Source organism: Hymenobacter sp. HD11105 (assembly GCF_054051685.1).
The window spans coordinates 550,577-571,096 of sequence record NZ_JBSWBR010000004.1 but is presented as its reverse complement, the minus strand read 5'-3'; the positions used below and the strand labels follow the sequence as shown (position 1 = coordinate 571,096).

The 20,520-nt window shown below is 57.7% G+C and carries 16 protein-coding genes and 1 other RNA gene; 6 read left to right on the top strand and 11 right to left on the bottom strand.

Annotated features, from left to right (window positions below; all coding sequences use genetic code 11):
* The 3 genes from ACW9KT_RS15700 to ACW9KT_RS15690 all read right to left on the bottom strand — a co-directional run.
* Positions 1-963 (bottom strand): hypothetical protein (locus tag ACW9KT_RS15700; RefSeq protein ID WP_457082047.1); only part of this gene is annotated, 963 nt, incomplete at its 3' end.
* Between the two features lie 20 nt (positions 964-983).
* Positions 984-2,642, bottom strand: coding sequence for a glycosyltransferase family 39 protein (locus ACW9KT_RS15695; RefSeq protein WP_457082045.1), 1,659 nt, complete (start codon positions 2,640-2,642; stop codon positions 984-986).
* A 126-nt stretch (positions 2,643-2,768) separates the two neighbouring features.
* Positions 2,769-4,853, bottom strand: coding sequence for a DNA polymerase III subunit gamma/tau (locus ACW9KT_RS15690; protein WP_457082043.1), 2,085 nt, complete (start codon positions 4,851-4,853; stop codon positions 2,769-2,771).
* Positions 4,854-5,230: 377 nt separating this feature from the next.
* Between ACW9KT_RS15690 and ACW9KT_RS15685 the strand changes: the two genes are divergently transcribed.
* The 6 genes from ACW9KT_RS15685 (at position 5,231) to ACW9KT_RS15660 (ending at position 9,856) form a co-directional block, all read left to right on the top strand.
* Positions 5,231-7,420, top strand: coding sequence for a prolyl oligopeptidase family serine peptidase (locus ACW9KT_RS15685; protein ID WP_457082041.1), 2,190 nt, complete (start codon positions 5,231-5,233; stop codon positions 7,418-7,420).
* A gap of 180 nt (positions 7,421-7,600) precedes the next feature.
* Positions 7,601-7,971: a transfer-messenger RNA gene (gene ssrA / locus ACW9KT_RS15680) on the top strand.
* A gap of 52 nt (positions 7,972-8,023) precedes the next feature.
* The gene (locus ACW9KT_RS15675) at positions 8,024-8,257 is read left to right on the top strand and encodes a DUF2442 domain-containing protein (RefSeq protein WP_457082039.1); all 234 of its coding nucleotides are present in this window, start codon (positions 8,024-8,026) and stop codon (positions 8,255-8,257) included.
* Positions 8,258-8,576: 319 nt separating this feature from the next.
* Complete coding sequence (locus ACW9KT_RS15670; protein WP_457082037.1) at positions 8,577-9,194, top strand: hypothetical protein; 618 nt, start codon at positions 8,577-8,579, stop codon at positions 9,192-9,194.
* Positions 9,195-9,365: 171 nt separating this feature from the next.
* A complete protein-coding gene (locus ACW9KT_RS15665; RefSeq protein WP_457082036.1) occupies positions 9,366-9,584 on the top strand; it encodes a hypothetical protein in 219 nt (72 codons plus the stop codon).
* A 38-nt stretch (positions 9,585-9,622) separates the two neighbouring features.
* Entirely contained in the window at positions 9,623-9,856 is a 234-nt protein-coding gene (locus tag ACW9KT_RS15660) for a hypothetical protein (RefSeq protein ID WP_457082034.1), read from the top strand.
* A 60-nt stretch (positions 9,857-9,916) separates the two neighbouring features.
* Here the strand turns inward: ACW9KT_RS15660 and ACW9KT_RS15655 are convergent, their stop codons facing one another.
* The 8 genes from ACW9KT_RS15655 to ACW9KT_RS15620 all read right to left on the bottom strand — a co-directional run bounded on the left by ACW9KT_RS15655 (position 9,917) and on the right by ACW9KT_RS15620 (position 20,499).
* Positions 9,917-10,750 (bottom strand): hypothetical protein, encoded by an 834-nt coding sequence (locus ACW9KT_RS15655; protein WP_457082032.1) that lies wholly within the window; start codon positions 10,748-10,750, stop codon positions 9,917-9,919.
* A gap of 31 nt (positions 10,751-10,781) precedes the next feature.
* Complete coding sequence (locus ACW9KT_RS15650; RefSeq protein WP_457082030.1) at positions 10,782-11,312, bottom strand: hypothetical protein; 531 nt, start codon at positions 11,310-11,312, stop codon at positions 10,782-10,784.
* 8 nt (positions 11,313-11,320) lie between these two features.
* Positions 11,321-11,719 (bottom strand): hypothetical protein, encoded by a 399-nt coding sequence (locus tag ACW9KT_RS15645; RefSeq protein ID WP_457082028.1) that lies wholly within the window; start codon positions 11,717-11,719, stop codon positions 11,321-11,323.
* A gap of 6 nt (positions 11,720-11,725) precedes the next feature.
* Positions 11,726-12,028 (bottom strand): hypothetical protein, encoded by a 303-nt coding sequence (locus ACW9KT_RS15640; protein ID WP_457082026.1) that lies wholly within the window; start codon positions 12,026-12,028, stop codon positions 11,726-11,728.
* Positions 12,029-12,198: 170 nt separating this feature from the next.
* Positions 12,199-14,121 (bottom strand): SGNH/GDSL hydrolase family protein, encoded by a 1,923-nt coding sequence (locus tag ACW9KT_RS15635; RefSeq protein ID WP_457082024.1) that lies wholly within the window; start codon positions 14,119-14,121, stop codon positions 12,199-12,201.
* Positions 14,122-14,129: 8 nt separating this feature from the next.
* Positions 14,130-15,626 carry a hypothetical protein gene (locus ACW9KT_RS15630; RefSeq protein ID WP_457082023.1) on the bottom strand — a complete coding sequence of 499 codons (1,497 nt, stop codon included), beginning with the start codon at positions 15,624-15,626 and terminating at the stop codon, positions 14,130-14,132.
* Positions 15,627-15,650: 24 nt separating this feature from the next.
* Positions 15,651-17,690 carry a hypothetical protein gene (locus ACW9KT_RS15625; RefSeq protein ID WP_457082021.1) on the bottom strand — a complete coding sequence of 680 codons (2,040 nt, stop codon included), beginning with the start codon at positions 17,688-17,690 and terminating at the stop codon, positions 15,651-15,653.
* Complete coding sequence (locus ACW9KT_RS15620) at positions 17,677-20,499, bottom strand: hypothetical protein (protein WP_457082019.1); 2,823 nt, start codon at positions 20,497-20,499, stop codon at positions 17,677-17,679. The genes ACW9KT_RS15625 and ACW9KT_RS15620 overlap by 14 nt, the downstream gene beginning before the upstream one ends.
* Positions 20,500-20,520: the final 21 nt, after the last annotated feature.

Genomic DNA, 20,520 nt, shown 5'->3' with positions numbered 1-20,520 from the left:
CGTGAGTAAGCCCAAGCCAGCGGCTAGCAGGTAGGGCACGGGCGTAGTCAACCCGATCCAAACCGGTATGTAGTGCCATGGTATCTGATGACCGGGTAGATACTGGCCGAAGTAAAGCACCTTGGAGTGCCAACCGAAGCGGCTCATGCTCTTGAAAATCGCCACAAAATTGGTGAGTGGAGATTCCCAAAGCGCCGGCCACCCAATAACTACCAACAGAGCCGCAGCCAACAAGTAAAGCGCTGCGTTTCCGACAAGTTGCAGCTTCAGTTGGAGTTCATTTTTTGGCCGCAGCAGCACCTCTAGCCCAACCATTCCGAGAGTAAAAGCGACAAGCATAACTCCTGGTATGCGCACATCGATAGCAAGGGCCGTAGCCAAAGCGTGCAGTAGCGCGCGACCGGAGGTAGGACGGCGCAAAAACCAAGTCAAGGTATAGACGCCACTGGTAAAAAGCGCCATGAACACGATGTCCTGCCCATTGTAGAAGGCATCGGCAAACAGGCGGGGCGAGAGTATTAGCACCAAAGCAGCCAGCAAGCCCCAGCGCCAGCTTTGAAAGCGCAGCTTAGCTAGGGCATACAGGGCGTACACCCCCATTACGAAAACCAGGAAGATACCCAAGTGCCGGAGCCAGTAACCTGCCTGCGGATTATTGCGCGTAAAAGCCAGATTCAGTAGGGCCATTGGTACCTCAAAGGCTACGCCGTGGTCGTTCTCGCTGTAGCCTTTCAAAGGCGGGATAAGTCCGGTGCCAGCTTGGCGACGCACCAGCTCCGGGACCACTAGCTCGCCCACGTATTTGATGTTGACCATCGCGTTAAGCCGGTGGCGCGGCTCGTCCACGGAGACGCCATAGTCGCGGTGCAGCAATAGGCCCGTGAGCACCAGCAGTCCAAAGAACAAGACAACCGCTCGGCGCGTGGTGAACAGCGACTGTAGAAACGAACCCAATGAGGACATAAAGCGAAGAATCAGGCCACTTACCAGCGCTTAAATACCGAAAAGATGCGCAAGCCATCAGCCCGGATGGTATGTACCTCCCGGCCCAAACTGTCTGGGTACGTCTTGGGGCGCCCGCCGTAGTAATGATACGCCGTGAGAAAATAGCGCGCTTCCGTGGGTGTTTCGGCCCGGCTGGGAATGTAGCGGAGGCGGGCGCGCTGGCTGGGGGGCAAAATCAGCATGTTGTTGTCCAGGTAGCTTGGATTGCCGCTAATAGTTATCTCCGCGCTGGGGTCGTGGGCAAGTACCCATTCCAGCCCTTCCCGATAAGAGAGGCCCCAGTAATCAAGCTCAAACAGCCGCTCGGCCGAGTTGGGGGGCAAAATGCTGAAATAAACGTACTGGTGCGGATGCAACTTCACCATGCGCACGACAGTGTAAGCTCCTTCCAATCCAACAGTAGCTAGTAGCAGCGCAGCCACCCAGGTCCGCGCCGGCGTCGCGCGGCGCGTCAGTCGATACAAATATTGCAGGCCCCGAGCCGCCATAATCAGTAAGGCCGGATAAATAAAAAACAGATGCCGCCAGGCATTATACAGTATTGAGTTCAGCCCAATAACCAGCAAGGGTGGCACAAGCAGCCACAGTAGCAACAGCAGATTCTGACGATGCTCGGGGGCTCGCAGATAGGTGCGCCAAGGTTGAAGTAAGGGCCGAAACGTGAGCAAAAAGCCCCCCAGCGCCGCCAGCGTATAAGTCAGCGGCGTCGTGACCAGAATCCAGCCTGGAATGTAGTGCCAGGGCAGCGGATCAGCGGGAACTTGAATGATATTGCCCCAATACAACAGGGAGCCCCGAAAAGGGTATTTACTTAAACTGCGAAAGGAGTAGAGTAGATTGTCAATCGGAGCCTCCCAAAGCGCCGGCCAACCGACGAGCACTAGCACCGGCGTAATAACCGCATACAGCAACGTGCCCAATAGCAGCGGTCGGTTAGTCGTGCGTTTCTGGGTTGGCAACAGCAGTTCTAAGCCCACCATACCCACGGTAAAAGCGGCCAACAGCATACCCAAAATGCGGATATCCACTGCTAGGGCCGTGACCAGGGCGTGCAGCAAAGCCCATCGGTAAGAAGGTCGCTGTAAGAAGCGTAGCAAGGTGTAAATGCCAGCGGTAAACAGCGCCATAAAAACGATGTCCTTTGCATTATAAAAACCGTCGGCAAAAAGGCGGGGTGAGAGCACCAGCAGGAGCGCCGTGAGCAAGCCCCACCGCCAGCTTCTCAGGGAAAAGCTGCTGAGCCGGAACAGCGCGTAGGTACCAGCCACGAAAATCAGAAAGATGCATAGGTGCCGCAGAAAATAGGCACTTTGCGAATCGCCCCGCGTAAACACGAAGCTTATTAGCGCCATTGGTATCTCAAACGCTACGCCGTGGTCGTTTTCGATGTAGTTTTTGAGCGGTGGTATAAGGTGGCCGTCAGCCTGATTCTGCACGATGCTGGGCGCCACCAGCTCCGCTATATACTTCACGTTTACCATCCCGTTCAGCCGATCAACCCGCTCGTCAGCGGAGACGCCGTAGTCGCGGTGCAGCAGCAGACCTATCAGCAATAGCAATCCGAAGAAAAGGCCAGTAATAAGTCGCTGATGGCGAGTAGGCAAAAGCTTGTCAATCAGATCATCAAAGAAAGTCAAGCTGATTTAGGGATTAAATGGTAGTAGACACACATACTTGTGTCTTGTCTTTGAAGGATTAAAAACGGATCATCCAGTAACCAACAGCGATGCGAATACGCATCTCTACTAAGTTTGGCCAGTTTGTTAAAAGTCCGTGTCGAGACCTAGGCGCTGCTTCATCTCGCGCAGGGAGGGAAACTTTTCGGCTAGGTACTCAAACTTGTCGGCGGAGGTGTACAGCTTACGCGTGGTCTGAACTTGCTCGGGCATAACAGGCTGCACCGTGAGGCGCGGGTAGCCCGTGCGGCGGCGCAACTCAGTCAGGAACTCCGTGCGAAAATCGTTGAACTGGTCAATCTGAATCGGATTATCAACCACCAACTCAATCACGTGCTGCTCGTTGGCCGTCACGGCCCGGTTCAGAACCGAATACTCGCTCATGCGCTCCTGAGCACGTTTCTCCTCCTTTATTTCCTGCCATACACGCTGCAGCAACTCTCCGTCCACAGTGGGCAGGCCTAATGTCGGGCCACCCGGTTCAGCGAACTCCTGGGGGGCATTTTTGACCTCGGCAGCCTGCTGGGTCACCTGCGCTTTCAAGTCTTTGAGGCTCGGAATTTTGGACGCGCCATTCCGTGGCATCAGCGACGGAGCCAGCGCTGGGGTGGGGGGCAATTTGGGAACCGGTGCCACATGCCCCGGCTCGTGGCCAGCCACGCTGGGCGCGCCGATTTCTATGTGGGGGACTGTGCCGAGCACCTGATGCTGGGTCGTTGGCAAACCGGTTTCTTCGTCCTCAATGCTGGGCGTATCGTGTATCTCCTCCACGCCGCTCTCCACCGGAATTATTTCCTCCGGCTCGGCTGGGGCCGAGACAAGTCCTGCACCCGATAAAGCCGCGCTGGGGGACATTTTGGTCGCTCCGTTGCTCGAAGCTGAGGCTACCGCAGGGGAAGGTGCTGCCGGCTGCACAACGGGCGCATTAGCTACGGCGCCAATGACAGCGCCGGTAGCCATCGGAGCAGCGGCTATACCAGTAGGCTGGGAGGTATTTTGCGGGGGGGCGCTGGTTACACTACTTTTTTTTTTAGCCTCACCGTTGGAGCCAGCACCCAACTCGCGAGCAAACTGCACAGCTCCGTTGAGATATGTTAGCTTCATCAACGTCAGCTCCACGTGCAGGCGCTGATTTTTGGCTTGCTTAAACTCCCGGTCGCACTGGCTCACTAGGTTCAGGGCCGAAAGCAAAAAGGCTAGCGGGGCCGCCTGAGCCTGCTTCACGTAGCGCGCCCTAATGCCCTCCGACACTTCCAGCAGCTGCACCGTCACGGGGTCTTTGCACACTAGCAAACCGCGCAGATGCTCGGCCGCGCCCACCACAAAATTGTGCAGGTCGAAGCCGTTTTGCATGATTTCTTCCAGCAAAAGCAAGGACCCGGAGAGGTTTTCGCTCACCAGAAAATCGACCAGCCGGAAGTAGTACTCATAGTCCAGAATGTGCAGGTTCTGCACCACATCCTGATAGCGCAGGGAATTGCCCGAAAACGTGACCATCTGATCGAAGATGGACAGCGCATCGCGCAAAGCACCATCGGCCTTTTGCGCTACCAAGTGCAGGGCGTCGGGCTCGGCGGTAATTTGCTCTTGCTTAGCAATGTAGCCCAGGTGGCCTACAATGTCATCAACCCGAATTCGGTTGAAATCGAAGATCTGGCAGCGCGATAAAATCGTGGGAATGATCTTGTGGCGCTCGGTGGTAGCCAGGATGAAGATTGCGTAGGAGGGCGGCTCTTCCAGGGTCTTCAAAAAGGCATTGAAGGCCGCGTTGGAGAGCATGTGTACCTCGTCAATAATATAAATCTTGTACTTGCCAGTCTGGGGGGCATAACGCACCTGCTCCACCAGCGAGCGAATATCTTCTACCGAGTTGTTAGAAGCCGCGTCGAGCTCGTGCACGTTGAACGAGGCGTTCTGATTGAACGAGCGGCAGGATTCGCACTGGTCGCAGGCTTCGGTTTCAGGCGAGAGGTTCTGGCAGTTAATGGTCTTGGCCAGAATGCGGGCGCAGGTGGTTTTGCCTACCCCGCGCGGACCACAAAACAGGAAAGCCTGCGCTAAATGGTTGCTGACAATGGCATTCTGCAGCGTGGTAGTTACGTGCTGCTGCCCTACCACGCTCCGAAAAGTGGCAGGACGATACTTACGGGCCGAAACGACGAAATTTTCCATACTTCTTATCTACAAAGATAAGCAATCAAACCGGCGCATCCGACTCCGTTATGGGCATCATACCCCATCAGCACTAGTCCACTATAGCCGTGACAACTACAGTATTGTAATTATATTATATTATTGAATAACAGTGATATAGTAGATTTCTGCGGTAGGTTTCATCAATTTTACAACCTACCTTTTCCGTAATAATGTGCCTTGTGATATTAAGTAGAGAACTAAATGGATAGTTGCCATTAGAATCTCGACTTCAGTGGCACAGCACACATATGCAGGCTTGGCGACAGCATCACTACCCAGTCTCATTCCTCTTCTAGCCCAGACTTTTAACAGTTAATGCCCGAGTCCCATTTCTACTATCAACCAGCACTGTCATGAGAAAAACATTATTGGCTTTTTGTCTGCTTTCATTTCAAGCAGTTGAACTAACATGGGCTCAAACTAATCCGCCAGCGGCGCCCTCAGTTCCCGCTACTGATGAGTACTTCGGTATCAAAGTAGTCGACCCGTACCGCAACCTTGAAAATTTGACTGATCCAGCAGTCCAAACCTGGATGAAGGCTCAAGCTAACTATGCTCGCCTGACACTGGACGCTATTCCGGGTCGGCAACAGTTGATTGATAAAATGAAGGAATTCGACGCACGCAAGGCAGCTCGAGTATCTACGCCAGTAGTTTCCGATAACGATCGGTATTTCTATCTCAAAACTCGCCCCGAGGACCAGCAACCGAAGCTGTATTGCCGCGACGGCTTCAAGGGCAAAGAAGTGTTGCTTTTCGACCCCGAAAATTTCGAAAAGGGGAAAGTGTATACTATCAACGGTTTCTCGCCTTCCTATGATGGTAGTAAAGTAGCCTTTGCGCTGAGCGAGAAAGGCGCTGAATTAGGAGAACTGCGCATTATAAACGTGACCACCCGCCAACTCTTTCCTGAACGGGTTGAGCGCACATCTTTTGGAGATGCTGGCAGCTGGCTGGCCGACAATAGCGGGTTCACTTATACGCCTCTGAACACTACTGACGTGAAGGGTATGGCAGCACGCCTAAATACGCAGAGCTACCTGCATCGCGTTGGCACACCGCAGAGTCAGGACCAACCGGTGTTTTCAGCTAAGCTTTATCCTAAGCTTGACATTAAGTCTGCTGAATATCCCTTTACTGTTATCGACCGAGATACTAAGCTTGTGTATGGTATCCTTAGCAGCGTAGACCGCTATTTATATGGCTACTATGCCCCAACGGTAGCCCTCAATAAGGCGAATATTCCGTGGGAGCCGCTGTGCAAGCCCGAGCAAGAAGTAACCAACTTTGCTACGGACGAGCAGTTTATGTACTTCACAACTTCCAAAGACACCCCGCGCCAAAAAATTATGCGCACTTCAGCTAGCAAGCCCAGCGTAGCGACGGCTGAGGTGCTGGTACCCGAAAGCACTGATGAAGCCATTGACGACGGCCAACTCAGAACTACCAAAGACGGTCTGTACTTTGTGCGCACCAAAAATGGCGTTCAGGCCAAGCTTTTCTTCGTACCCAAGGGTAGCAAAACCGCTCAAGAAATTAAACTTCCTCAGGCAGCTGGTAGCCTCACCTTGGAAACCAAAAATGCACAGTCTAGCGACTTGTGGGTGAACTTGACTGGTTGGACCACTGATCGACTGCGTTACCGCTACGTGGCCGCCACAAAGCAGTTTGCACCTGAGCAGCTATCCTCCGAAGCGAAGTACCCAGAGTATGCCGACTTAGTGGTGGAAGAGCTAATGATACCGTCGCACGATGGCGTGCTGGTACCCCTTTCGCTAGTGTATAAGAAAGGCACACCTCGCAATGGTACAGCCCCAACTCTGATGTATGGCTACGGCGCGTACACCATTTCGACGTCACCAGCCTTCAATCCTTCTCGCCTATTGTGGACCCAGCAGGGTGGGATTGTTGCTTATCTGCACGTGCGTGGCGGGGGTGAGCTAGGCGAAGCGTGGCACAAAGCTGGACAGAAAACTACCAAGCCCAATACTTGGAAAGACCTCATTGCCAGCGCCGAATACCTAGTGAAGAACCAATACACCGCACCGGGCCGCATCGCCATTAATGGTGGTAGTGCGGGGGGCATTCTGGTTGGCCGCGCCATGACCGAGAGGCCCGATTTATTCGCAGCAGCCATTCCACAAGTAGGGTGTATGAATGCTGTGCGCATGGAAGCCTCACCCAACGGGCCGGTGAATGTGCCCGAGTTTGGCACTATAGAGAAGGAGGATGAGTTCAAGGCCCTGCTGGAAATGGATTCATATCATCACCTGAAGGCAGGCACTAAGTATCCGGCTACGCTCGTCACGGCAGGCATGAACGACCCACGCGTTATTGCTTGGCAGCCGGCTAAGTTTGCCGCCCAGTTACAAGCAAGTAATGCTTCGAGCAAACCCGTCTTATTTTTCACTGATTACGAGGCCGGTCACGGTCAAGGCAACTCCAAGCAGAAGCAATTTGAGAGCGTAGCCGATGTACTAGCTTTCGGCCTGTGGCAAACGGGTGCGCCAGCATTTCAGCCAAAAACTGCGGCCTTCAAATAAGATGATAAGCCGCACTGTTGCCTTCCATCAACAGTGCAGCCTAAGCCACCTAATCCTACATCTTTTGAGTATAGCCAATAGAGATTTAGAGGAACAAAAAAGCCCCCCAGCAACGTTTTCTTACTTAGATGCGTACATTCGCACCCCGCTCTTCGGTGCGGGCATCGTTCTTTCTAATTTGGGGCTGACTGGAATTGACAGCTTGTGCAGGTCGCGAGTAAGCGTGTCAGGAGTTGAATGGATCTCCTGTTAAAAAGTCATTCGAACAGTAAATGGCGAGTATAGCTACGCCATGGCTGCTTAGTCTAGGTACTAAGTAATGCCATCGTTCCGCATCCGTCTTCCTTTTCACGGGTGAGCACGGGACGTCGTAAGTAAAGGGATAGTTTGGGCAGAGGTGTGATGCTCAGGCGAAAACAACTGCATCTAAGGGAAATTCAAAGGCCTGATGTGCGCCCGGATTTCCCCGACAATTCAAGCATAGATACACACGTAGAAAGCTCGTCGGTTTCCTTGTCTGGACCAGGGTTCGAATCCCTGCAGCTCCACTGAATAGGCCTTCCTGGTATCGGGGAGGCCTATTTTTATTTATTACCCCCATTTATGTCCCCATTTTACCCCATGGCTACCATCACCAAAGTAGATGTCTCAAAGACCATGATCATGTTTCATCTGTCGGATCACCGTATTCGGGGCTTCACCATTGCTGACCCGGTAGTCGCCTGGCTCTACTCGGCTAGCATGGAACAGCGGGAGGCCTGGGACATCGTGGAGCAAGGCACGGTCGTTAGTTGGCCGGCGCTGAACTTTCAGGTGAGCGTGGAGCAGCTGGGGTAATATTTTTCTTTGAACTATATCCTAGTAGCCAGTGCCTAGAAGGAAAAAAAAGAACCCGCCGCAGAAGCCACAAGGCAAATGCATTTTTTGCCAAGAACCAGGCTTAACCAAGCAACATATCTGGCCGAAATGGATGAGCAAGGTCGTGCCAAAGCATCCACAACACACTCAGTCCTTAACCAAATTAGGCTCAGTTTCGAGCGTTGGGTCCTCCTTTGAAGTCGTTCATCCTACTAGGGCTAAACTCCGACAGGGGAATATAGGCTCTACCAAATTGCGGATGGTATGTCAACCCTGCAACAATGGCTGGATGAGCCGAATGGAGGAGCAAAACAAAGACCTCATTGTCGCTTTAATGATGGATGAGCCTCTAGTATTGTCGGGTGAGCAACAACTAATGCTCGCCTCATGGATTGGGCTAATGACGATTGTCGCTGAGTTCACGGATATTCCGACACACGCTATTCCGTTTAGGGAACGACAGTATTTCCTAGACCACAAACGTCCACCCTCTGATTGGGTCATCTGGATTGGAAAACACCAGTTTGCAGAAGCGTCTAGTTGGGGTTGGCGCTACCTGCATTATGGGTTCAGGATGGAAGCAATCGAAACAACGGGGTCTGAATTAGGGGGGATAGTTCAAAAAGTGGCGGACGAAAACAATGTCATCAATTGCAATATCCAGTCCTCTACCTTTTGTGTCAATGGTTTTGCTTTCATTGCCCTGAGTGCTACTGACGTGAACAACAAAAGAATTATCTCAGGATTTGATATCCCTAGTATGGTAAAAATATGGCCTCCAACGAATACCGATGTGCCTTGGTCATCGGTCGTAGCCATGACGGATGCAGACTTAGAATACCAAAGCGGGGCCCTCTACTATTTCTTTAAGGGCTTGGCTCGTAAAACACTATTGGATCGCGGTATCCCTGGTTAATAAAATAATAAAAAAACCTCTGCCTGGTAAAGGGCAGAGGTTTGAAGGCCGATCTAAGGATAGGATTCGAACCTACGTACTGAGCGTAAAGCCCCGCTGGTACCTACTCCAGTCTACCTCCAATCAGCGTAAGCAAATATACGTTACATTCTGACTGACAGCTAACTTACTGTGTACCCTAACGAGTACGACTTCGAACTAGGCTCAGCGGTGCGTTTCCCGGAGAATGCTAAGCGCTGGTACAAAGTCATCTGGCGGGGCAAAGTGAAGCTCCACACCGGCGCCTTTGCCTACGTCTACCAGCTCGATGACAACCACTGGGATTGCTACTACGCCGATGAGCTATGGGATATGCGGGTTGGCAAGCAGCTGGTCTATGCCCCTAGGTAAGCGGAACACCTCAACTACTACTGCCGTATCTTAGGCCCATGGCTACACCCGAAGAGATAGAACACGCCACGCAAACCCTGCGTCGGTACCCCGCTACGTTTTCTGGCCTGCGTGCCGAAGTACCCGTCTCGGACAGCCGGGCCCTGCAAGATAAATGGCGGGAGAACGTTGATGAGAGCATGCTCGATACGCCCCTGCTCAGCCGGGAGCTGATCTTCGAGCGGCCGACCGTAGAAGCACCCTGGGTGTACATCGATGACGTAACGCGCTAAGCAAAAAGCCCTGACAATGCCGGGGCTTTTTTATACATAATAATACATCACTAGAATAAATCACCCCTTCCGTCTGTGATGCTTGTTGAAGTAGCGCTGCTGTTCCCGGTGCTTGCGCCGCAACTCGGCCAGCTCCCGGTTCTCCTGGCGCTGGTACTGCCGGCGGCGGTAGTTGAGATAGTTCTGGGTAAACCGGGCTTGCTTGTAGCTATAGTGGAAGATGGGCTTGCTCAGTTGAATGGGCCCCTGGGCTTTGGCCGGGGCGCTGAGCAGCAGCAAGGCAAAGGCCACACCCATGCCCGCAATCTGGGCCGGACGCTTGAGCCAACTTAACTTAGTAGAGAAGTTGACACCCACCCAGACGCCCAGCGAGAAGATGATGGCAGCGATAATCGCATACAGGATAAAGGGGCCCGCACCTCTCTTGGCCGTGGCCGTGGCTGAGCTGCCTGCCCCGGGTGCCGCTGCGCCGCCCCGTTGCCCGGCCTTGGTATTGTCCGTGGCCTGAGCATTTTCACCCACTGCTGCCGGCGCTGATTTATCGCCGACTACGGCGGTGGTATTCCCCGTGCCGTAGTTATTGACAACCGTGCAATTTTTGCACTTCGAATTGTCGGTTTTGTTTCCAGACTTTTTGCCCTTCAAAAAAGAAAGCACGCCTTTTTTGCGGGTAGAATCCGCAGCGGGTTTCGTGGTTTTAGTAATAGGCTTTGCACCAAACGGGCTCAGCCACTGGGGTCGACGCACGCGCTCTACTGGCTCGGCCACGGTACCGGTATCGGGCGCAGGGTAATACGTGGGCGCGGATGGCGGTGCACCGCTGGCGCTAACCAGGGGCTTGCTCACAGCGCAGCTGAAGAGCAGCAGGGTAAAGAAGAGGAGAAGTGCTTTCATCGGTCAGAGGAAAAAAGGATACAAGGAATCGCTAGCGCGTGGCCACCTCGCTTAGCACGCCCTCAGGCGAGAGCAGGATCCGGCGCACTGTCGCGGGCTGGGCGATCTTCCAGGGAGTGCGCCGCGCGCCTTTCAGGCTGGCTTTGGGAAATCGGTCGATACCGTGGCGGTTGTTCTGGTTGCCTCCGGCCGTGTGGTAATGCGTGGCATCTTCGCCCACATAAATGCCGACGTGGCTAAAGTCGAACACGAGCACGTCTCCGAGCATCGGCACTACCACGGGCACTCCCCAGGTAAGCCACCAGAACGCCCGCGGCATTTCAGGGTGGCGCTCCGCTACACCGGCCCGCACGGCGGCGATGGCCAGAGCCGTGCCGCACCAGGGCGTCTCGTCATTCTTTATCCAGTCGAAGCGCAGCTCTTTTAGCCACGACATAATAGCTGGGCTATTTTGGCCCCCTACTATTTCCTTTGTGCCCACGAGCTTGAGGACCTCCAGCAGCAACCTAGGGGCGGGCTCGGCTACGAGCCACTGGTATTTTTTGGGTAAGGAAATAGCCATACGCGTGCTTATTCAATAGAGGGAGCGGTGGTACCAGTGGTGCTGTTGGGTCCGTCGTTATAGCCAGAAAGCGGACCGACCTGGGGCATAAGCTTAGCCTTGTCTTCGGGGGGCATGGGCTGGGCAAGCGCGCCGTCCTCATCCTTGGTTTTGCGGTTGAGGTAGAGCTGGGTGATCTTGGCGGAGGTTAGTCCCAGGCCCGTCAGCAGCAGCAGCAGAATGGGGGTATTGTCCGTTTGCTTGCCCTGCACAATGGCGTTGGCCTTCTCCCAGCTCACCAGGACAATGGCCACGTAGTAGCCCAGCAGCGCGAACAGGTTTTTGCTGCTCGGCTCCTTGGTCACAGGATTGTTGACCAAGGCATCGAAGTGGGGTACCAGCAGACGTAGGAGCCAGAGCAGCAGCATACTCGCTTAATTAAGAGGGGTGCGGGGTACGGCCTTCAGGGCTTCCTGCACGGCGATATGCTTATCGATGGCCGCGTGGGACGAAAACAGCGTTTTGTTTTCCCGCTTCAGGTGCTCCACGTCTGACTTCAGATACTTGGTTAGTTCCGAGTAGCCGGCCATTTCCAGTTTCATCAACTCCACGGCCGCGCAGGTGGAGTCCATTTTCTTGTCAATGCCGTCAAGGCTGCGCTTGAGCAGCGAGGTAATGATGCCAATGATGACCGAGGCGATGAGACCGAGAATAAATAGAAGCCATTCGGTAGTCATAAAGCCATCGTAGTTAGCGTAGTATAGTGGCAGCGAAACTACGGGAGCCTCCCGCTGAGGGAAAGGAAAAGTGCAATTTTGGGTAGAGCAGAACCACCTAGCACAAAAAACCCCAGCCTAGTGCTAGGCTGGGGTTCGGTACTCGGGGGCATTCAGACGGAGAGAAGGGGTTAAGCCGTGCGCAGGCTGATGCGGGACAGGTACAGGCCCTTGGTGTTGTCGGCCTCCGCGTAGGCCGTGCCCGGCGTGCCGGCCTGATTCAGAATCTTGAGGAACATCCGCAGGGCGCTGTTGCCGGCTGGGTTCAGGAAGGCCAGGCTCGCCCGCTGCCAGCCGTCGGACTCAGCGGCGAAGGTGGTCGTGTTGCCCGTCTGCCCGGCCACGGCGCCCGTGGCGAAGTTGACCCGCCCCCCGGCGATGAGGGTGCCGAAGTCGGAGGTATAGATTTCGTACGCCAACCAAGGGTAGCCGTTCGCTGAAGGTTTGCCGCTCAAATGCAAGGTCAAACTGGCCCCGGCCGTGACGGCGACCGCGTTGGCCGGGAAAATCTGGTGGTCGGCGGTGGAGTTGGTGCTCGGGCTGAGCATATCCACGTAGGAAGTGCCGTCCGTGTCAAATATGGAAGGAATACCCGCCTTCAGGTTGGCCTTACTCCAATAGGTATTAGTCCAATCGGAGGCGCCGGCCGGCAAGACTTCCGTGCCCGACACGGTGCTGGCGCCTGTGAAGGCGGCGAGGCTCTTGGCAACGGCCGACGCCTGGCGCACATTCGCCAGCGCCGCGTAGCGCACCTGCGCCCCACCGATAGCGATGGCGACGTTGCCCACCGGGTGGGGGTTGGCCGAGGCAGGGTTCCAGCTCGTGCCGTTGTTTAAGCTTACTTCGGCCGCGCTGAAGGTCAATCCTCCCGCGTCCGTCCAGCCCAGCATATTGGTCGTGTCATTCACCGTCACGTTGGTGGGCGGCAGGGCATACGGAACCGGGGCAGAAGCCAATCCTAAGAGCGCCAACAAATGACCTTTGGTTTCGGCGGCCAGGATAGCCGAGCCGGTCTGGGTGGGGTGGATGCCGTCCGTGGTCCAGGTAGCCGGATACGCCAGCTCGGGCACGATGGCCAGATCATTCAGGCGGGTATTAGCGGTCGGGGTCCCGTAGGTGGTACGTAGCCAATTGTTGAAGTCTGCCCGCTGACTTGTGAATGAGGCGCTGTTCTGGTAGTCGCTGGGCGTCAGCGTAGAAAGTAAGACCTTATAGCCCTTGCTGACGGCATCGGTGACAATATCAGCAGTAATCGTTTTTACGGTGGCCAGGGCCGCGTTCAGAGCGGTCTGGTCGGTGCCTGCTACGTGGAAGTTGTTGATAGCGCCCTCTAAGAGCAGCACTTTAACCGCGCCGGGGTTGGCGGCGACAAAAGCGTCGGTGGGCGTGTACACGTCCGCCTGTATCCGTCCCTGAATCTGTTGCAGGGTGTTGGCGCTGATGCCCTTGTCAATCACCGTAAACGTGTTGGGCAGCAGAGCATCTAACTGATTGGGGGCACTCTGCGCGAAGTTGCTCATCACAATGGAATCCCCGATCCAGGTCACGAAGTAGGTTTCGCCGGTGCTGGTCGTCAGGGCTATCCAGGTAAAGCCATCGGCCGTAGCCGACAACACCTTGCCGGTCGCGTAGCCAGGCAGGGATTGCAGGCGGGCCAGAAAGGCCGCGTCTTGCGCCGCCGGGGCCAGGGCCGTTGTGTGCTGCTGCTGGGTAGCGAGCAACGCCGCAATGCCGGTCTTATCACTTTCAGCGGCGGCAGCGAGTTCCAGGAACGTATCGTAGGCCGCGGGCGCCCCGTCTTTGAGGCCGTTGATGGCCGCGGTAATGTCCGCTGGGCTGGCCTTACTGTTGGCGACGGAGAGGGCGTTGGCCGCAGCAGCGGCCGCGTTGCTGGCCGTGGTGGTAGTGGCAACTAGTTCAGCTTCATTGTCGTTGATCGCCGTTTTAAACTCGACGTAGTCGGCTAGCCGAAACTTCTCGTTGTCGTTGAGCTGCTCGTAGGCCACGCCCGGCCGGGCCGCGACTTTGGTAGTAAGAATTCTCTTGGTGGGCATGGACGTAATTAGTTAAGGGGAAATTCAGAGGAGTAGGAGCCGAAACCGGCGCTGGTACTGGAGGTGGGGGCGGCGTTGCTGCCACCGGAGATAGCAGAGGCAGGGCCAGTGAGGATGCCGGCCTCCGCTTTCTTAGTGAAGTGTTGCTGCTTGGCTGCTTCCTCCATGGCCAGGGTCGGCAGCATATCGCGAGGGATATTGTTGGTCTCCGCGAAGTCCAGAATTTTAAAGGTGCCGTCGTTGCACAGGATCTGATTGGTAAAGCGGTCCTGGTTGCAGAACTCACCGGGCGTGTATAGGTCATTGCGCGAGGGCAAGACGAAGGGCCGGCGCCATACCTTATCATCGGGGTTACCGATGCGGTTGGTCTGGTGGAAAGAGACGGCCGCAATCTTATTGTGCGCGACCAGGGGCTTGTTCCAGGCAGGGTTCCACACGGGGATGCGGTCGGCGTTGGCATAGCACTGAATGCCCACGTTGGCGTGCAGCTGCACCTCTCCGGCATACAGCCCTTCCCGGTGCACGCCCCCGTTCACAATGGTATTGTAGCTCATTTCCGGCGCTTCCTGCCCCTGGTAGGAGTAGGAGTTGACCATGCCAATGGAGTAGTTGGCGCAGCGCAGCAGCGTATTGTAGCGGAATTTGAGCGGGCCGCGCGCTCCCTCGCTCAGCAGCCCACCCCCGGCATAGGAGTCGTAGTCGTTTTGGCCCGGCGTGTTGGGCCGGGTGTCCAGGGTTTCGCGGTTGGGCACGTTGAAGTAAGTGCCGTCAATCAGGTTGTGCTCGCAGAAAAACCAGAGGTAATCACCGTAGTAGAGGTTCAGCCCATCCTCCATGCGCGAACCCTCCGGGGTATTCCTCACCTCATTCCAGCTCGTGCGGCCGGTCAGGTTGGTGCGGTTTTCCCCGACAATCTGGAAGTACTGCCACTGAGAAGGCTTCTGGGTCGAGGGCTCGGCCCGCCGCCCGTCGATGTCCAGAAACTGGTTCCGGTTACACTCGTAGTAGCCGTTGTTGGCGGCCCCTACCTTGAAGCCGCCGCCGCCGGTGGCGTAGTTGCTGTTGAAGCGCGCCTGCGATACGTCGTCGCGGTCAAAGATGCGGCCCGGGGCGTTATTGCCCGCCGTGGGCTTGAGGAAGAACACATTGTTGCGCTCCATGGTCGCCCGGCAGTTGCCGGCGGGGCCCCAGGCCACGTGGTCGCGCACCCGAAAGTTATTCCACTGGGCGTTGAAGAGTTGCCCTTGGTTGGCCGTGAGCGCAAAGGCCGAGTCAATCACGGCCGTATCGCCCAGGTACTGAATATTCTGCCCGATGGTGTCGAGCTTGCCATCAGCTACCAGATTATTAAACTGGATAGGGCTGGCCAGCGTCACCCAGTCAATCTGGTTCGGGTCCGGCGGCTCGTACACGCCGCCCACGTGCCGCCCCCCGTTGAGGTAGCGGCCATTCGGCCCGCCCACCACCGCCGGCCCCGAAAACCAGGGCCGCGAGGGAGCAAGCATGGAGCTGCGGCTGCTAGTCATCGCTTAGAACGTGTGATTAATGGAAGCCGGCGGGCTGGCGATACCGGCCGCCGTGTAGGCGATGACAATGAGCGGATACGTTTGGCCCACCGTGGCCCCGTAGAAGCCGTGGCCCTCGCTGTTGAGCGCGTTGATGTTGCCGCCCTTCTGGTTGGCTGGCTCCGTGTTATTGATAAATACTCGGAAATAAGAGCGGCCCGCCACCTCATTCCAGTGCAGGATGGCGTCTTGCTGATTCCCCGGAACGGGCACCACATACAGGCCCGTCGGAGCATCCAGGCTGGTGGGCGCAGGGGGCGTTATGGGTGGGGGAACCACGCTGTCGGTCAGCACCGCCCGGTACCTGAGCTGGCAGGAGGCGGGGCTGCTGGCGTCCAGCGCCGCCACGTAGAAGCGGATAGTATAGGCGTTAGCTCTCTCGGCGGCGCTGCGGTCAAAGATGGCCTTGTTGACCGCCTGCCAATGGGGCGAGCGCGGCAACCATTGGGTACTGCCCTGCCACACTTCGTAGCCGACGCCCGTTTGGCCGTTGCTCTGATCCACGTTATCCAGCTCAAACGGTGCCTCCTCCAAGCTGAAAGGCCCGATCACGGGCAGCCGGTCGGGCCGGTCGGGATACTGGGCGCTGCGGAACGCCTCGTACACCTGGCTGGCGGCCGCTCCGCCGCCTTCCCCTTTCAGGGCGTACTTGGCCTCGGCCTGAACCTTGGTTTCGTAATCGTTGAACTTAGCCAGCAGCGCGCTGCCGCGATCCCACAGCTCCGACAAGGCCGCCCAGACGGTGCTGAAGTAGGCCCCGCCGTAGCTGGTTTTGTCGCCAATCTTGACGGCGGGGGCCAGCTTGGCGTCGGTGATGGAATTGTCGGCCGGTGTGCCACTACCGCCCGCGTTGATCTTATCGCGCAGGGCTTGATCCAGCTTGGCCTCGGGGATGCTACCATCGGGGATGATGGCTGCGTTGTTCTCATCCTGCACCACGACGCCCGCCGCCTTGCTGTTGCTCCACGTCAGCGAGGCACCATTGCGCAAAATAACGGTGCCGGTGCCGATGATGACAAAGGCATTGATGGAGGCTTGGGGCCCATCCAGAATCAGCGTGTTCCCGCTGTTGAAGCGCAGCCACGGGGTGCCCGTTATCCGGGAGTTGTAGAGCGTAACGTTGCCATTGAAGTACACGTTTTCGCCCGAACTGCTGGGCATCTGGAACGTGGTATCCTGCACATACGACGTATTAAAATACAGGGCGCTGATGCCCCCGGTCATAATAATCCGCGCCCCGTTGCCCAGGATGCGGTTATTGGCCAGGATGGTCAGCGACTCGTTGGTCAGGGTCTCCTCCCGCGAAAACAGCACGTAGGAAACCTGCGCCGAGTTATCCGCCGAAATGGCTCCTTTCAGCGTGTTGTGGGCGGTGAGCGTATAGGCGCCCGTGGTGAGGTTGCGGGCGATGCGGTTGACCGGCGAGAGCGCCGCCCCGCCATTACCTGCGCTCAGGCGCGGGTCGTTGCCCTCCACAAAGGTGCCGGCCGTGGTGCCGAAGACGATGCCGGCCAGCTTGTTGAGCAGGTCTGTGGTGAAGTCATTCGTGCTTAAGCCCTTGCCCGTAACCTTGTCTACTTTGCCGCTGAGCCCGTCGCTGAGCTGCTGGGGGCTGACCGTATCAAGCAGGATATCCCAGTTGGCGCCCTGCACCGCCGCGGCCACGGCATTGAAGTTGGCCTTGGGAGCCGCCAGCCGTTGCTCAGAGGTATAGAACCAGCCCAGCTTCACGGGCGTGCTCACGCCCGTCACCAGCTTGCCCCCGTACTGTAGGCCCAGGAGTTCCTTGACCGCGTTGCGGGCCTGCGCATCGCTGTAGCTACCCCCATTGCCGTCCCCACTGGGCACAAAGCCCAGAAAGTAAGCCACCAACTCCGCGATGGTCCAGTTGCCGTTACGCAGGGCCGGGTCCGCTTCGGTGGGGCGCAGGCCCGTGAGCAGGTCCGTGGGCTGCACCTCCTGGAAGGTGCGCAGGCCGGATAATTTTTTCTTAGGAGGCAGCATCTTCGCTCAGCAGGTAAGGGGCTTGGGTACTGGCGCGGCCTTCGGCCACGAGCACAAAATCATCTTCGGTATAGAATGCGCCCACAGGCACGGCCTCGCTCACGCCCAGGGGCAGCAGCGTGCGCAGCTGCACGGCGGTAATGGTCCACTCGGCCGTCTTGACGTTGTAAGTGGCGGTGGGCAGCAGGTACACGGCGGGCCGCAGCTCCATGGGATCGGTGAGCAGATCGCCCGGACGCAGCTCGCCCTGGAGCGGACCGCTGAGCACCTGGGCCGGACCCGACTGCCAGGAGAATCGGTCGCGCACCAGAAAAGCGTGCAGGGGTGCCAGCACGGCGGGCGCACTGAGCAGAAACCACTCTTCGGTAGGAAAGCCGCGGGCGTCGAGCAAGCTGCCGCGCAGGCGCACCTGGGGCGTGTCGGTATGAAAGAGCACCTGGCTCTCATCGTGGCGCGTCACCAGCAGCTCACTCTGCTCGTAGGTTTCATCCACGTACTCCTCCTCGTAGCCCAGCGTGCCCCAACGCAACTCCAGGTTACTGATCTCCACGTCGTAGGCCGCGCGGCCCGCCGGGGCTGTGACCTGTAAAAAGCGCAGCACCACGGCTTCCGCTTCCTGGGTAGTACGGCCGTAGCCGCCCAGCTCCACCGTGACGGCCTGATCCAGTTTGTCAAAGGTGTAGGCCACCAGGCGCTGGGCCCCGATGCCGGGCGTGGCGCCCATGCCCAGCCACTGCTGCCCGTGGCGCAGGCCTACGAGCAGGCGCGGCAGTAAATTCTGGGGCGTATCGGCCGGCAAGGGTTGCAGGCTGCGCAGCGTGGCGGTGAAGCGCACCTGCAAAGGATACAGAAAGCTGCCACCCGTGGGCACGGGCAGCGAGGCCGGGGTTTGAATAAAGTCTGCCGCCTCGGGCGTCGCGCCGGGCGCGGCCCCGCGCAAGAGCAGCGTGCCGGATTCGTTTCGTTTTTGGGCGGGCAGCACCTGCACCGGGGCCGCCCCGCTCCAGCCCTGGGGGCGGCCGGCGGCATCGACCTGTGCGGCATCCAGGGCGTAGTCAGCCAGCAGATTGACCAGCTCGCCCGGCTCAGCCTTGACCAGCACGGACTTGATGGCCCCGCGAATGCTTTTGGTTTGGGCCGCGCGGCGCCAGGCCAGCCGGTTTTCCAGCACCGTAGGCTGGGTAACGGTGCGCAAGAGCGTGCGGGTCAGGGGCGCGAGCTGAGTGCCATCGGGCGCAAACACCCAGTAGGTGAGCGCTTCGGGGCTCAGATCAGCCAGGCGCTCGAGCCACCAGGCCCCGTCCTGCTGCAGGAGGCGCATTTGCTGAACCCCGAGTATTTCCTGCACCACCTTGCCGCAGGAAAAGGGCTTGCCCTTCTCATCCGCGTACTGGGCCACGTCGACAAAGGCTTGCGCCAGTGGGCACTGGCTAGCGAGCCCGCCCCGGGGCAGCAGGGTGCTGAGCACGTGCAGGGGAAAATTCAGATCCAGGCGGGCCAGGCAGTGTTGCAGGACTTGCAGCAAACTCCACTGCCCGCGCAGGGGCCGGCCCTCAGGCCCCGCGAAGGGCACGCCCTCCAAGGCGCCCAGCCCGTCGGTGGCGCGCAGCACGAAGGTGACGGGCGGGGCCAAATGGGCTACCGTGTACTGCTCGGGCAGCAAATAGCCGCGCCAGAATAAGTTGTTATCCAGCAGCAGCTCCACTTGGTAGAGGCGCTCATCGCCCGAGAAGGTGTCGAGCATCTGCCCGGTGTAAGTGAGCAGCAGGCGCAGCTCGCACTCACTGCCCCGCAGCAGGGTGGTGTGCACGTGATCCAGCGCTCCACCGGGCCAGTCCACCGTAACGGCATCAGCCTGGCCAATGATTTTCTCCTCGGGCCCTAGGTAGCCGCGCTCGCGCAGCAATAGTGTTACCCGGCGCTGCTGCTGATCGCGAAAGCACAGGCGGTAGCGCACCCCGTACTGGGCCGTAATGGTGACGCGCACGGTGGCCGAGCAGCCATCGGGGCGCGTTTCGAATACGCGCAGATCGTAGGTGCCGACGGGCAAATCCACAAACACGGGATTGACGCCCTGATCCGCGGGCTGGCCCACGCGCTGGAAGCGCACTTCGCCCTGGGCTCCCAAGGGCACGAGCGTGGCGCTGCCCAGGCCCGAGAGGCCGGCCGGGGTGACGATGGCCGTGACGGTGAGCGTGCAGGCCGGGCGCTGGCAGCTGAGCACATTATCCACATCCTGTGTGAATAAGTCGTTGAGCCCATCAAAGAAAACGCGGCGCTCGGTAAAGGGGGCTACGCCCGGCTCTAGGCAGTAGCGGTCCACTACCTCGTCGCTGGGCTTAGTGTAGACCGTGCAGGTGTCGGCTACGTAGCCAGTAGCTGAATTGAGCGAGACGATGGTGCGGGTCGCCGGGTCGTAGTACTTGTCGGTGTAAGTGAAGCCGCCCCCGAAAGCGGGCTTGCACTGGCGCTTGAGCAGCACGGCATTGGCTGGTGCGTTCGGGTCATTGTCCAGCCCGCCGGCCCCGGTGGGTGGACCCGGCTCAATGGGCGGCAGCGGAGGAATCGGGCACGCCTCCAGATCATTCTGGGTGGAGACCAGGCGGGAAGTGCCATCCAGCGCATCGGCGTGGAAGACATCGATGCGGGTGGTGTGGCGGCAGTAAAAGCCTTCGCGCTGCGTAGTGGAGCCCACGTAGGGGCCGGGGTTCTCCAGCTCCGCCGTGGTTTTTACCTCGTCGCTGTAGGTTTCGGTGTTGTGCACCCAGGACGTGACGCTGTAATCCGCTCCCGAGGGAGTGGGTTTCACGCGCACGGTCCGTTTTAAGAG

What these genes read in the sequence shown, in the direction of transcription:
- ACW9KT_RS15640 (WP_457082026.1), bottom strand. Translation starts at nt 12,028, where the DNA reads ATGACTACCGAATGGCTTCTATTTATTCTCGGTCTCATCGCCTCGGTC.
- ACW9KT_RS15660 (WP_457082034.1), top strand. Translation starts at nt 9,623, where the DNA reads ATGGCTACACCCGAAGAGATAGAACACGCCACGCAAACCCTGCGTCGG.
- ACW9KT_RS15670 (WP_457082037.1), top strand. Translation starts at nt 8,577, where the DNA reads ATGGAGGAGCAAAACAAAGACCTCATTGTCGCTTTAATGATGGATGAG.
- ACW9KT_RS15690 (WP_457082043.1), bottom strand. Translation starts at nt 4,853, where the DNA reads ATGGAAAATTTCGTCGTTTCGGCCCGTAAGTATCGTCCTGCCACTTTT.
- ACW9KT_RS15645 (WP_457082028.1), bottom strand. Translation starts at nt 11,719, where the DNA reads ATGCTGCTGCTCTGGCTCCTACGTCTGCTGGTACCCCACTTCGATGCC.
- ACW9KT_RS15630 (WP_457082023.1), bottom strand. Translation starts at nt 15,626, where the DNA reads ATGCTTGCTCCCTCGCGGCCCTGGTTTTCGGGGCCGGCGGTGGTGGGC.
- ACW9KT_RS15650 (WP_457082030.1), bottom strand. Translation starts at nt 11,312, where the DNA reads ATGGCTATTTCCTTACCCAAAAAATACCAGTGGCTCGTAGCCGAGCCC.
- ACW9KT_RS15675 (WP_457082039.1), top strand. Translation starts at nt 8,024, where the DNA reads ATGTCCCCATTTTACCCCATGGCTACCATCACCAAAGTAGATGTCTCA.
- ACW9KT_RS15685 (WP_457082041.1), top strand. Translation starts at nt 5,231, where the DNA reads ATGAGAAAAACATTATTGGCTTTTTGTCTGCTTTCATTTCAAGCAGTT.
- ACW9KT_RS15625 (WP_457082021.1), bottom strand. Translation starts at nt 17,690, where the DNA reads ATGCTGCCTCCTAAGAAAAAATTATCCGGCCTGCGCACCTTCCAGGAG.
- ACW9KT_RS15655 (WP_457082032.1), bottom strand. Translation starts at nt 10,750, where the DNA reads ATGAAAGCACTTCTCCTCTTCTTTACCCTGCTGCTCTTCAGCTGCGCT.
- ACW9KT_RS15635 (WP_457082024.1), bottom strand. Translation starts at nt 14,121, where the DNA reads ATGCCCACCAAGAGAATTCTTACTACCAAAGTCGCGGCCCGGCCGGGC.